The organism is Streptomyces sp. HSW2009 (genome assembly GCF_040240285.1).
Classification (GTDB): Bacteria; Actinomycetota; Actinomycetes; order Streptomycetales; family Streptomycetaceae; genus Streptomyces.
Genome location: NZ_JBEHZD010000042.1, coordinates 13,833 through 27,011 on the forward strand (window position 1 = coordinate 13,833; position 13,179 = coordinate 27,011).

Below are 13,179 nucleotides of genomic sequence, written 5' to 3' on the forward strand. Positions count from 1 at the left end.
CGGTGGGGCGCGCCCGGGCGTGGCGGGACGGGAGGTCAACCCCGGGGCGCAGCCGTGCGGGGGGGGGGCCCCCCCCCCCCCCCCCCCGCCCCGGCACCACGGGGCGACGGGCCGTACGACCAACACGCCGTACGGTCCGCGCCCCGCGGGGCCAACCCACCCCAGGGCCAGCGGACCCCGGACCAACCCGTGCCGGGCCAGCCCGCCCAGGGCCAGTCACACCCCGGAGCCAGTCACACCCCAGGGCCAACCCACCACGGCGACCAACCCACCGCAGGATCAATGCACCGTGATGGTCAGGTAGTCCGGCGGGGGTTGGATGCGGTCCAGGTCGGACTGGAGGACCACCCGGTCGCCGTCGCGTTCGATCTCCTGGAAGCCGGCGAACGCGTAGGTCACGTACATGACGCGGTTGCGGCCCGTCTCCACGAAGTCGGCGCGCAGTTGGGCACCGGCGTCGGCCGCCCGCCGCATGATGTGGTTGAGCAGCACCGTGCCCACGCCGCGAGCCATCACGCGGCAGGACATGAGCATCATGCGCAACTGCCAGACCGGTCCCGCGCGCTCCACCAGCGCGAGGCCGATCTTGCCGTAGCTGCCGTACTGGTCGGTCAGCCCCGCCACCAGGAGCAGGTGGTCCGGGTCCTGGCGCAGCTTGTCCAGCTCTTCGTAGGAGTAGGTGCGGCCGGTGGAGTTGAGCTGGTTGGTGCGTACGGTCAGCTCTTCGGCGCGCTGGAGGTCCTCTTCCTGGGCCGGGGCGATGGTGAACTCCATGCCCAGGGTGGCGAGGAACTCCTCGCTGGTGCCGGCGTACTCCTGCTCGGCCTCGTCGCGTACGGCCGCGCTGCGGTACATGTCGCGGCGCAGCTTGGACTCGTCGGTGATGAACTTGGGTTGGAACTCGGGGGTGTGCAGGGCGGTGGGGACGTCCGCCGCGTCGACGGTGAGCACGTCGGGCAGTTGGTGGGACACCTCGGCGCGCTCGAAGGGTTGGTCGTCGACAAAGGCGATGGCGTCGAGACCGATGTTGATCGACTTGGCGATGTGCTCGATGGAGCCCGACTTCGGGTTCCAGTTGATCTGCGGGTAGAGGAAGTACTCGGCCAGGCCCGCCTCTTCCAGGCGCTGCATGGCCGCGTCGTGGTCGTTGCGGCTGGCGATGGAGTGCAGCACGCCCAGCGCGTCGAGCCGGCGGATCTCTTCGACGACGGCGGGGCGTACGGTGACCCGGCTCTCCTCCAGCAGGACGCCGTCCCACAGGGTGTTGTCCAGGTCCCACACCACGCACTTGATACGGCCCTGCCTCGGCTTGCCGGGGGGCGCGGTGGAGGTGCCGTTGGCCTCGCTCACCGGGTCACCTCCCGGTAGGCCGCATCGGCGATCGTGATCTGTTGCAACTCCGTGCTCCCCTCGATGATTTCGGCGACCTTGGCGTCGCGGTAGAGCCTGGCCACCGGGTAGTCGCTGACGAATCCGTTGGCGCCGTGGATCTGCACCGCGTCGCCGGCCGCCGCGGTGGCCGCGGTGGACGCGTGGTACTTGGCCACCCAGGTGGCCATGATGGTGGCCGGGTCGTCGGCGTCCTTGAGTCGGCCGGCCTCCGCGCACAGCAGCCGGGCTGCCCGGCTGCCGACGACCATGTCGGAGATCTTGCGGCGGATGAGCTGGAGCTCGGAGAGCCGGCCGGCCGCCACCCGCCGCTTGGACGTGTAGGCCACGCAGGCGTCCAGACAGGCTTGGACGACGCCGACCGAGCCGCAGGCCACGCTGTACCTGCCCAGATCGAGCGCGCCGGTCATCACGGTGCCTGCGGCCCAGCCCGGCGGGCCGATGAGCGCGTCGGCGTCGACGCGCACGCCGCGCAGGACGATCTCGGCGAGCATGCTCGCCCTGGTCCCCATGGCGCCGTGGATCGGGGTGATCTGTACGCCCGGGGTGTCGGCCGGGACCAGGAAGGCGCTCATCCCGGTCTCGGTGCGTGTGAAGACCAGCAGGAGTCCGGCGACCTGGCCGGCCGTCATCCACTTCTTGTGCCCGTCGATGATCCAGCCCGAGCCGTCCTGGCGGGCCGTGGTGCCGGCGGCAGCCGCGTCGCTGCCGCTGTCCGGTTCGGTCAGGCAGAACGCGCCGATCAGCTCGCCGGTCGCCAGCCGGGGCAGCCATCTGGCCCGCTGGGCGTCGCTGCCCCAGCGGTGGACGGTCCAACTGACCATGGTGTGCACGGTCAGGAAGCTGCGTACGGACGAACAGCCGCGGCCCACCTCCTCGTGCACCCGGCCGAGCTCGCTCCAGGTCAGGCCGCTGCCACCGTCGGCCGGCGAAAGGAAGGGCGTCCAGAGCCCCAACTCACCAATGCGGGCCAGGAGTTCGGGTGGTAGCCGCTCCGCCTGGTCCCAGTCGTCCGCGTACGGCACGATCTCGGCGTCGACGAACGCCCGGACCTGCGGGAGGTCGAGCCGCGGGCCGGCGCCCGGCGGGTCGGTCAGCCCGGGATCGGTCGGCCCCGGGTCGGTGGCGTGCACCGTCATCGGGTCCTCCACATCAGGTCGTGACGGGGGCGTCGGCGGTCAGCCGCTGCACCAACGAGGCCATCGAGTCGATGGTGCGGAAGCTGTCCAGGCGCAGCTCCTGGTTGGGCACCCGGATGCCGAACTGCTTCTCCACGAACATCACCAGTTGCATGGCGAACAGGGAGTTCACGAAGCCGAGTTCGAAGATGTCCTCGTCGTCCTTGAGGACGATGTCGGGGAAGTTGCCGGTGATGAAGTCGCGGATCGGGGCGCGCACGTCGTCGGACATGATCAGGGTCTCCTCAGCGGGTGGCGGTCACGGGGGTGTGGGCCTTGCCGTTCTGGCTGGGCCGCGGGGTGGCGGCGGCCGAGCCGCCGTAGGCGTAGAAGCCCTCGCCCGACTTGCGGCCGTGCAGGCCGGCGTCGGTCATCTTCTTCAGCAGCGGGCAGGGCCGGTACTTGCTGTCGGCGAAGTGCTCGTACAGCACCTCGATGCTGTACAGGATGGTGTCGACCCCGATCAGGTCCGCGGTCTCCAGCGGGCCCATCGGGTGTCCGAAACAACTGCGGAAGACCTCGTCGACAGTCTCGGCCGTGGCCACGCCCTCGTACACCAGGAACGCGGCCTCGTTGACGGTCAGCATCAGCACCCGGTTGGAGACGAAGCCACAGGCGTCGTTGACCGGGATGGCCTTCTTGTCCATGGAGGTGAGCAGGGTGCGCACGCGCTCCAGGGCGTCCTGGTCGGTGTGGTGCCCGGGGATGATCTCCACGGCCGGCTTCATCGGCACCGGGTTCATGAAGTGCACGCCGACGAACTGGCGGGGCCGGCCGGTCAGCGAGGCGAGCCGGGTGATCGGGATGGCCGAGGTGTTGGCGACGAAGACCGCCGACGGCTGCACCACCGCGTCCAGCTCCAGGTACAGGGCGCGCTTGAGGTCCCAGTTCTCGGTGATGTTCTCGATCACGATCTCGGCATCGGCCAGCAGCGCGAGGTCGGTGCCGGTCCGGATGCGGGCCAGCACCTGGTCCGCGTCGATCTCCGGGCCGCCCAGCATCCGGCTCATCCGGCAGTTCATCTCGATGGTGCCCAGGGCGCGTTCCGTTGCCTGCGGGTCGTTGTCCACCAGGGTTACGGTGTGGCCGACCTGGGCCAGGTTCTGTGCCACTCCGGCGCCCATGACGCCGGCGCCGACGACTCCCACGTGTGTCACCGCGGTGCTCCTCTTCTGGGTTGCTGGTCCGCTGGTTGCGGTTGCTGGTCCCCCGGCCTGTGGGGTGCAGCGGTCGGGTTGGCTTGCTGTCTGGGTGGTGCGCCCTCCGGCGCCCCGGCCGCCCGGCCCGTTGTCGCGGCAGCGGGTGGGCGGGACGCCGTTGGGTTGGGTTGGGTTGGGCGAGGTGGGTTGGGGCGAGGCGGGTTGGGTCACGGTGCCGCGTGGGGTGCCGGGAGCACCTTGCTGAAGCTGCGTACCGTCGGGTTCTCGATCAACACGTCGCCGGGGAAGCCCCCGAACTCCGCTCTGACCTGGGCCATCATCCGGACGGCCGCGAGCGAGTGGCCGCCGAGGTCGAAGAAGTTGTCGTTGACGCCGAGGCCGTCGATGCCGAGGATCTCGCTCCAGATCTCGACGAGCGCGGCCTCCCGCTCCGAGGCGGGCGGCTCGAACGGCACCAGCAGCTCGGGCCGCGGGTAGCGGGTGCGCGGCGGGGTGGGTTCGGTCTGGTTGAGCCGTGTCCACTGGTCGAAGCGCTGTTCCAACGGACCGGTGGAGATGGTGAGTTGAGGCACCCGATGGGCGACCGACAGGCAGCGTTCCAGTACTTCGCACCCCTCGTCGGCGTCGTAGAAGTAGTCCTTCATGGTGACGCCGTAGTCGCCGTGCGGGTCCTCGCCCAGGTTCCAGGTGTCCCAGTTGACCGGCAGCCAGCCGGTCCGCGGGCGCAGTGCGCTGGCATAGGCGTCCATGGCGGCGTTGGCCGCGGCGTACGGGCCGTAGGCGACGCCGCCGAGCACCGCGGCCAGCGAGGACATGGTCAGTCGTAGAGGTGCTTCGTCGGGGGCGAGGAGTTCGTCGAGCACCCGCAGTCCGGTCACCTTGGTCGCGAAGTGTGCCTCGCACACGGCGCGGCTGAGCCCGGGTGCGAAACCGAAGTACTCCCGGCCCTGGGCGCCGGCGGCGTGGATGACGACGTCGATGGGGCCGAAGCGGTCCCTGGCGGCGGCCAGTGCGGCGGCCATCTGGTCCCGGTCGGCCGCGTCGGCCGCCGCGGTGAGCACCTGCGCCCCCTGCTCGCGCAGCTCGATCAGGGTGCGCAGGTGGCCGGCCGTGCGGTCGTCTGCCGGGTGCTCGGCCAGCCACTGCTGCCACTGTTCAGGCGGCGGCAGCGGGGTCCGCGCGGTGAGCACCAGGCGGTGGCCGGCGGCGGCGAAGTGCCGGGCCATGGCGGTGCCGACGGTGCCGAGGCCGCCGGTGATCAGGATGGTGGCCTGCTCGGGTACGGGCTGCTGGCCCTCGCGGACCGGGCCCACCCAGATCGGGTCGAAGGAGCGTATCCAGCGGCTCGGTCCGCGCAGTGCGGCCGGTTCGGTGCCTTCGGTGCCCGTCTCGGCGAGCAGTTCGGCGGCCAGCCGTGCGTGGGCGGTGACGCCGGCCGTGGCGGCCGGGTCCTGGCCCTGGTCCGGGGCTGCCTGGTCCAACCCTGGGGCTGACCTCAGGTCCTGGGCCGTCTGGTCCAAGCCTGGGTCCGCCCCCACGTCCTGGGCGGCCCTGTCCAACCCTGAGTCCCGCCCCGGGGCCGGAGCCGCTTGGTCCAACCCTGGGGCCAGAGCCGCCGGGGCGAGATCTCCCAGGCCCAGATCGGCCAGCTCCAGATCGGCCAGCTCCAGATCCGCCGGGTCCAGGTCGAGCAGTCGGCAGGTGAGGTCGCCGAACTCCTGGTTGATCACCGGTTGCAGACCGAGCAGGGTGGCCTGCTCGGGGTGGCGCAGGTCGCCGCCGACGGCCTCGACCGCGCCCGCGGTGCACAGCAGCAGGTCCACCGGGCCCGGGTTGCTGTCCTGCGAGAGCGCGCCGACCAGGGCCAGCACGGAGTAGAAGCCGAGCCGTTGCGCATCAGCGAACTGCCGGTCACCATCGGCCTGTTGACCGGCCGACAGGCTGAGGGTGTGCAGGACCGAGCGGGGCCGGCCGAGGTCGGCGAGGGCGCGTTCGACGTCGGCCCGTACGGTCGGATCAATGTCACGGACCCGCAGACCCGGCAGATCGGCCACGGGCCGCGCGGCGCCGGTCGGGCGCAGCAGCACCACGTCCGCGCCCTGCGCCGCCAGCAGCCGGGCGGCGGCCAGCCCCGGCCCGCCGTCGGCCACCACCCACCAGGGCCCGCGCCCGCGCAGGTCGTCCGCGCTCGGCCCGTACGGGAGCGGCGCGGTGCGCCAGACGGGGTGCGAGAACCAGTCGCCGATCTCGGGGATGCGGCCCGCGGGCCGCGGTGCCCCCCCCGCTGCCCGGCCGGTGGTGGGTGGGGCGCCGAGGCCGGCGAGGCCGGCGGGCAGTTCGGCCGGTTCGAGGAAGTAACGGCGCCGCTCGAAGGGGTAGCTGGGCAGCGGGACGCGCCGCCGCGGGCCCTGGTGCAGGGCCGACCAGTCGACGTCGCCGCCGGCCAGCCAGTTCTCGGCGGCGTCCTGCGGGCCGGTGGGCCGGTGCCGCTGGCCGGTCGGGGTCACCGGTCCCGCGGTGCGCAGCCGGTCGGGGCCGGCCAGGGCCCGTACGGCGTCCTCGGTGTCGGTGCACAGCACGGCCGCGCGGTGGGCGAAGCCGGTGCGGCTGGCTTGCAGGGTGTGGGCCACGTCGGCGAGCCGGAGATCGGGGTGGCTGCGCAGGTGGTCGCCGAGGCGCCGGGTGGCGGTGGTGAGCGCGTCGCGGCTGCGGGCCGAGAGCACCAGCAGGTGCGGGCCGGTCGCGGCCGGTGGCGCGGGCAGGGCCGGTGCCTCTTCGAGGAGGACGTGCACATTGGTGCCGCCGGCGCCGAAGGAGTTCACGCCGGCCCGCCGCGGGTGGTCCGCGGGCCGCGGCCACGGCCGGTCCTCGGTGAGCACCGTGAACCGGTCGCCGAGCGGCGCGAGCGCCGCGTTCGGGGTCTTGAAGCCGCGGGTGGCGGGCAGCGTCCTGTGGTGCAGGGCGAGGGTGGCCTTGATCAGTCCGGCGACGCCGGAGGCCCGGTCCAGGTGGCCGATGTCGGGCTTGAGCGAGGAGAGCACCCTGGGCGTGGCCGGGGTGCCGGTGTAGGCCCGCTCGACGGCGGCCAACTCGATGCTGTCGCCGAGCCGGGTGCCGGTGGCGTGGCACTCCAGGTAGCCGACGGTGGCCGGGTCCACCTCGGCCACCGCGAGGGCGTAGCCCATCACGGCGCTCTGGCCGTCGACGCCGGGGGCGCTGTAGCCGGCCCGGGCGGCGCCGTCGTTGTTGAGCGCGCTGCCCAGCAGGACGGCCCACACGTGGTCGCCGTCGCGCTGCGCGTCGGCCAGCCGCTTGAGGGCGACCAGGCCGACGCCGTTGCCCATCACGGTGCCGTCGGCGTCCGCGTCCAGGCTGTGCACCACGCCGTCCGGCGAGGTGATCGAGCCCTCCTCGAACTGGTAGCCGGTGGGCAGCGGGTCGAAGATGGCGGCGCCGCCGGCCAGCGCGACGTCACAGTCGTAGGTCAGCAGGCTCTGCGCGGCCAGGTGCACGGCCACCAGCGAGGTGGAGCAGTTGGTCTGCACGCCGAGCACCGGGCCGGTCAGGCCGAGTTTGTACGCGACGACCGCGCACAGCGAGTCGGCCGTGGTGCCCATGCCGTACTGCTCCAGGGTGATGGTGGCCATCACCTCGGGGCGGCCGAGCACATGGCGCATGCCGTACTGGCTGGGGGCCACCCCGCCGAACACGCCGACCTTGCCCGGTACGGCGTTCGGCCGGTACCCGGCCACCTCCAGCGCCTCCCACGCGCACTCCAGGAACATCCGGTGCTGCGGGTCGGCCACCTCCGCCTCGCGCGGGCTGTAGCCGAAGAAGGTGGCGTCGAAGAGGCCGGTGTCGGACAGTGGGGCGCCGCGGCGCACGTAGCGCGGGTCCGCCTGGGCGGCCGGGGGGACCCGGGCCGCCGTCAGCTCCTCCTGGGTGATGTCGCGGATGCCGCCGACGCCGTGGCTGAGGTTGCGCCACAGGTCCTCGGCGCTGGGCGCGCCGGGGAAGCGGCCCGCCATGCCGACGATCGCCAGCCGGGATTCGATGTCCTCGCTCATGCGCCCTCGGCCTCCCGGTTCTTGGCGCGGCGCAGGCTGCGCTTGCGCCGGTCGCTGCGGTCCTGGGCGTCGGCGGTGTCCGTGGGGGTCGCCGGGCCGCCGGCCGGTGCGCCCCGGCCGGCGAGCAGGGTGGCGAGGCGGGCCACGGAGGGTGCCTCGTAGAGCACGTGCGGGGCGAGTTCGTCGATGGCGAGCCGGCGGCGGATGCGGGCCATCACTTCCATGCCGATCAAGGAGCTGCCGCCGAGGTCGAAGAAGCTGTCGTCGGCGCCGATCTCGGCCAGTCCCAGCAGGTCGGCCCAGACGTCGGCGATGACCTGCTGCACCTCGCCGGACGGCGGTACGAACGGGGTGACCAGGTCGGGCCGTGGGTGCCTGGTGCCCTCCTGGGGGCCGGCGTTGCGTCCGCCGCCGACCAGTTCGACGGTGAAGTTCCGGCTCAGCCGCTCCATCAGGGAGAAGTCCTGGGTGTTGGCCACCACGTACGGCTGGTCCTGGCGCAGCGCCCGCAGCAGCAGGCGCCAGCCGGCGTCGAAGTCGATGCCGAAGCGCTGCCGGTTGGCGCGGAAGAAGTCCCGTACGTCCACGTCGTAGCCGGCGAGCCCGGCCTCCCAGGCGTTCCACTGCCATTCGCCCCAGCCGATGGTCAGGGTGCGGCGGCCGGCCGGGCCGCCCTCCGTGGTGCCGGTGGCAGCGGCGGTGGCGGTGGCCTCGGCGTAGGAGTCGAGGAAGGAGTTGGCGGCGCTGTAGTCGACCTGTCCCGGGCCGCCGCCGGTGGCGGAGGTGATGGAGGAGAAGAGGACGAGGAAGTCCAACGGGACGCCGTCCAGGGCCTGTTCGAGGGCGAGGGTACCGCCGGTCTTGGGCGCCATCACCTTGCGCATGTCGGCGATGGTCTTGAACTGCATGAGGCCGATGCCGGGCAGCCCCGCGGCGTGCAGCACGCCGTGCAGGGCGCCGAACCGTTCGCGAGCGACGCGCACGGCCCGCGCGGCGTCGGCCACCACGCTCACGTCGCCGGTGACGATCTCCACCTCGGCGCCGTGTTCTTCCAGCCGCAGTACGCCGGTGAGGCGGCGGCGCACCTCGTCGCTGACGGCCGGGTCGTCGAGCGCCTGTTGCCAGGTCTCGCGCGGCGGCAGTCCGGTGCGGCCGAAGAGCACCAGCTTGCCCCGGGTGTCGCGGGCCAGCCGTTCGGCCATGGCCAGTCCGATGCCGCCGAGGCCGCCGGTGACCAGGTAGACGCCGCCGGGGCGCAGCGGGCCCGGGTCGATGGGGTTGCCGGCGGGGCGGTCGGTGGCAGCGGGATCGGCGGGTCGGTCGGCGCTGGTGAGGCCAGTGAAGCCAGCGGAGCCGCCGGGGCCTGCGGGGGCCGGCTGGTCGGGCAGCGTCTCGTAGTCGGGGAGCCAGCGCCGGCCGTTGCGCAGCGCCACCACGGGTTCCAGGTCGCCGTCGCCGAGTGCGGCCGCGATGCGCGCGGCGAGCGCGGCGGCGCCCGCGGGGCGTACCGGGTCGGTGTCGATCATCCGGCAGGAGACGTCGGTGTACTCCAGCGGGATGCCGCGTACGGGGCCGCTGACGGTGCTCAGTTCGGGGCGTACCCGCTCGGCGCCGGTGACCGCCCGGGTGCCGCAGGTGACCACGTCAAGGGACCACTTCTCGGCACCCACGTCGCTGGCCGCGGTGGCGATGCCGACGAGCGTGTCGGCGCCGTACACCAGCGCCCGTTCCACCTCGTCGGCGTTGGGCAGCGGTGCTACGGGGGCGGGGAGGCTGAGGGTCCACAGGTGGACGATGCGGTCGGGCAGCCCGTCGCCGTCGCGGAGCCCGCGCATCAGGGTGCGCAGCGCGCCGGCGTCGCCCGGGCGGACCCGGTAGCCGTCGCCGTCTGCCTCGAACGCGCCCGGGCCTTCGGCCGGGCGGACCAGGGTGACGGTGCCGCCGGCCGCGGTGAGGCGGCGGGTCAGGGGCGCGCACACCTCGTCAGCAGCGCCGGTGTCGGTGAACACCAGCCAGCGGCCGGCCGGCAGGCGTCCGCCGCGCGGTGCGGTCTGCCGCCACACCAGGGCGTGCAGCCAGTCCGCTTCGGGCAGCAGGGGCAGCGGGGCCCGCTTGACGTCGTCCAGCGTGACGTCGGTGAGCTGCACGTCGACGGCTGCGGCGGGGGCCGCGGGGCGCTGGGTGCGGGCCGGGTCGAGCCAGTACTCGCGGCGTTGGAAGGGGTAGGTGGGCAGCGGTACGCGGTGGACGGGCCGGCCCTGGTGGTAGCCGGTCCAGTCGATGTCGGTGCCGACCAGCCACAGCCTGGCCAGGGTTTCGGTGACGACCTGGTCGTCCGGGCGCGGGTCGGCCTGGGCCGGCAGTGTGGGCACCACCAGCGGCCACCGGTCGCGCGGGCAGTCGGGGTGCACCCGGACCATGGCGCCGAGCGACTGCCCGGGGCCGATCTCCAGGAGCACGGTGTCGGGCTCGGCCAGCAGGTGGGCGAGGCCGGCGGAGAAGCGCACGGTGGTGCACATGTGGCGGGCCCAGTAGCCGGGGTCGGTGACCAGGTCGGCGGTGGCGAGTTCGCCGGTCACGTTGGAGAGGTAGGGGCGCTGCGGGGGGTGCAGGGTGATGTGCTCGCTGATCCAGGCGGTGAGTTCGGCGCTGATCGGCTCCAGCATGCGGGTGTGGAAGGCGTGCGTGGTGGCCAGCCGGCGGCCGGGTACGTCGGCGGCCTGGAGGCGGGCTTCGAAGGCGTCGACGGCGTCGACCGGGCCGCCGATCACGGTCAGGTCGGGGCCGTTGTTGACGGCGATGTCCAGGCCGAGGTCGGCGAGGTTGCCGAACCTGGTGCCGAGGTCCTGCGTGGAGAGCGGCAGCGAGAGCATGGCGCCGGCGGGCAGCCGGCCGATCAGCGCGGCCCGGTGGGCGACCAGGCGCAGCGCGTCGGGCAGGGTGAGTACGCCGGCGAGGCAGGCGGCGACGTACTCGCCGAGGCTGTAGCCGAGCATGGTGGCCGGGGTGATGCCCCAACTGCCGAGGAGGCGGGCCAGGGCGTAGTCGACGACGAAGGCGGCGGGCTGGGCCAGTTCGGTGCGGGCGAGTTCGGCGGCTGCCGCCTCGTCGGCGGCGTCGGCCGGGCCGCCGCGGCCGAGCATCGCGGCGAACACGTCGCCGTCGTCGGCGGGGCGTTCGCGCACCGTGGTCAGCAGCCGGCGCAGGTCGGCGCCGGTGTCGGGCAGCAGGTCGAGGCAGGCGTCGACGGCCGCCTTGAACTCGGGCTCCCGGTGGTAGAGCTCGCCGACCAGGCCCGGGTACTGCTCGCCGACGCCGGCGAAGAGGAAGTCGACCGGCCTGGCCGCTGTCGCGTCGGCCCGGCGCATCAGACCGGCGACCGATCCGGCCGCGTCGGCGCCCTCGGTCGCGGTGTGCAGCGCTTCGGGCGTCTGGGCGACCAGCACCCGGCGGTGTTCGAAGCGCTCCCGCCCTGCCTGGAGGGTGTAGGCGACGTCGAGGGGTGTCTCGGGGTGGTGGCGCAGGTGGCTGCCGAGGCGGGCGACGGCCTGGTCGGCGGCGTCCGCCGTGCGGGCGGAGAGCGGGAAGAGCTCGTAGCGGCGGTCGGGGCCGCCCGGCGCCGCGGGCTGTGGCCCTGGCGGCTCTTCGACGACGACGTGCACGTTGGTGCCGCCCATGCCGAGCGAGTTGACGCCGGCGATGCGGGTCCGGCCCGGCTCGACCTGCCAGGGTGTGAGTGCGGTGTTGACGTAGAAGGGGCTGCTGCCGAAGTCGATCTCGGGGTTGGGTGAGTCGAAGTTGAGGCTGGGTGGGAGTTGGCGGTGGCGCAGGGCGAGGACGGTCTTGATGAGGCCGCTGGCGCCGGCCGCGGCACCGAGGTGGCCGATGTTGGTCTTCACCGAACCGATGGGGCAGTACTGCTTGCGCGTGGTCGGCCCGAACGCCTTGACCAGGGCCCGCACTTCGATGGGGTCGCCGAGTTCGGTGGCCGTGCCGTGTGCCTCGATGTAGCCGATGTCATCGCCCGTGACGCCGGCCGCGGCCATCGCGTCGGCGACCACGGTGGCCTGGCCGACGACGCTGGGCGCGGTGTAACCCACCTTCAGGGAGCCGTCGTTGTTGATGGCCGAGCCGCGGATCACCGCGTGCACCGTGTCGCCGTCGGCCAGCGCCTGATCGAGCCGCTTGAGCAGCAGCACGCCGACGCCGTCGCCGAACAGGGTGCCGCCCGCCTGTGCGTCGAAGGTGCGTACCCGCCCGTCCGGCGACTCCATGCCGCCGGGCACGTACAGGTGTCCCACCCGGTCGGGTACGTGGATGCCGGCGCCGCCGGCCAGCGCCATTTCGCACTCGCCGTGCCGCAGGCTCTGGCAGGCCAGGTGGGTGGCGACCAGGGCGGTGGAGCAGAAGGTCTGCACGGACAGGCTCGGTCCGGTCAGGCCCAGCTTGTAGGAGACTCCGGTGGCCAGCGAGTCCTTGTCGTTGCCGATGACGGTGCTGTACAGGTCGGCCTCGCCGGCGTCGGCGAGGCTCGCGGCCTGCAACATCAGGTACGTGCTGAGGTTGGAGCCGGCGAAGACGCCGACCCGGCCGCGGCCCGCGGCGGTGCCGTAGCCGCCGTGTTCCAGCGCCTCCCAGGCGCATTCGAGGAACAACCGGTGCTGCGGGTCGGTGGTGGACGCCTCGCGGGGGCTGTAGCCGAAGAAGCCGGCGTCGAAGGTGCGGATGTCGTCCAGGACCGGCCGCGCCGGCACGTAGTTCGGGTCGTGCACCAACTCGGGGGCGACGCCGGAGGCGAGCAGTTCCTCGGGAGTGAAGCGGCTGACGGACTCGACGCCGTTGCTGAGGTTCTCCCAGAAGGCGGCGATGTCGGCGGCGCCGGGGAAGCGGCCGGCCAGGCCGACCACGGCGATCCGGTCGTCGTCGGTGCGTACGCGCGGCGCGCGGGCCACCGGCTCGGCCGGCTGCGGCGCGGTCTGCGGGGTGTCGCCGCGCAGTTCGGCGATGACCGCGGCCATCGCGTGCACGGTGGGCGCCTCGAAGAGCGTGATGGGCGAGACCGTGACGGCGAACTCGCGGCGGATCTGCTTGACGAGTTGCAGCACCATCAGCGAGGTGCCGCCGAGGTCGGAGAAGTTGTCGCGGGCGCCGATGCCGTCCACGCCGAGCAGGTCGCCCCACAGGTCGGCGAGCTTGCGTTCCAGGGCGCCGGCCGGCGGTACGAACTGTTGGGCGAGGTCGGGCCGCGGGAAGCGGGTGCCGGCGCCCCCCGCCCGGGCCGCGGCGCCCCCGGGCCCCCCCCCGGCGCGGCGGGGGGGGGGGGCCCCGCGGCGGTCCCGGGGGGGCGGGGGGGGGCGGGGGCGCGCCAGGGCCCCCGCCGGCCCC

At 73.4% G+C, this 13,179-nt stretch carries 6 protein-coding genes; all 6 read right to left on the reverse strand.

Going from position 1 to position 13,179, the window contains the following annotated elements:
• Window positions 1-279: 279 nt before the first annotated feature.
• The gene (locus tag AAHZ94_RS05730; RefSeq protein ID WP_349991061.1) at window positions 280-1,350 is read right to left on the reverse strand and encodes an HAD-IIIC family phosphatase; all 1,071 of its coding nucleotides are present in this window, start codon (window positions 1,348-1,350) and stop codon (window positions 280-282) included.
• Window positions 1,347-2,528 (reverse strand): acyl-CoA dehydrogenase family protein, encoded by a 1,182-nt coding sequence (locus AAHZ94_RS05735; RefSeq protein WP_349991063.1) that lies wholly within the window; start codon window positions 2,526-2,528, stop codon window positions 1,347-1,349. Before AAHZ94_RS05735 ends, AAHZ94_RS05730 begins: the two co-directional genes overlap by 4 nt.
• Window positions 2,529-2,541: 13 nt before the next feature.
• Window positions 2,542-2,799 (reverse strand): phosphopantetheine-binding protein, encoded by a 258-nt coding sequence (locus AAHZ94_RS05740; protein ID WP_349991064.1) that lies wholly within the window; start codon window positions 2,797-2,799, stop codon window positions 2,542-2,544.
• A gap of 13 nt (window positions 2,800-2,812) precedes the next feature.
• Window positions 2,813-3,724, reverse strand: a complete 912-nt coding sequence (locus tag AAHZ94_RS05745; protein WP_349991066.1) for a 3-hydroxyacyl-CoA dehydrogenase family protein — start codon at window positions 3,722-3,724, stop codon at window positions 2,813-2,815.
• 209 nt (window positions 3,725-3,933) lie between these two features.
• Window positions 3,934-7,794, reverse strand: a complete 3,861-nt coding sequence (locus AAHZ94_RS05750) for an SDR family NAD(P)-dependent oxidoreductase (protein ID WP_349991068.1) — start codon at window positions 7,792-7,794, stop codon at window positions 3,934-3,936.
• A partial coding sequence (locus AAHZ94_RS05755) for a type I polyketide synthase (protein WP_349991069.1) occupies window positions 7,791-13,179 on the reverse strand: 5,389 nt, incomplete at its 5' end. The genes AAHZ94_RS05755 and AAHZ94_RS05750, both read right to left, overlap by 4 nt.

Coding starts and splice junctions, on each gene's coding strand:
- AAHZ94_RS05740 (WP_349991064.1), bottom strand. CDS start 2,799: ATGTCCGACGACGTGCGCGCCCCGATCCGCGACTTCATCACCGGCAAC.
- AAHZ94_RS05750 (WP_349991068.1), bottom strand. CDS start 7,794: ATGAGCGAGGACATCGAATCCCGGCTGGCGATCGTCGGCATGGCGGGC.
- AAHZ94_RS05735 (WP_349991063.1), bottom strand. CDS start 2,528: ATGACGGTGCACGCCACCGACCCGGGGCCGACCGATCCCGGGCTGACC.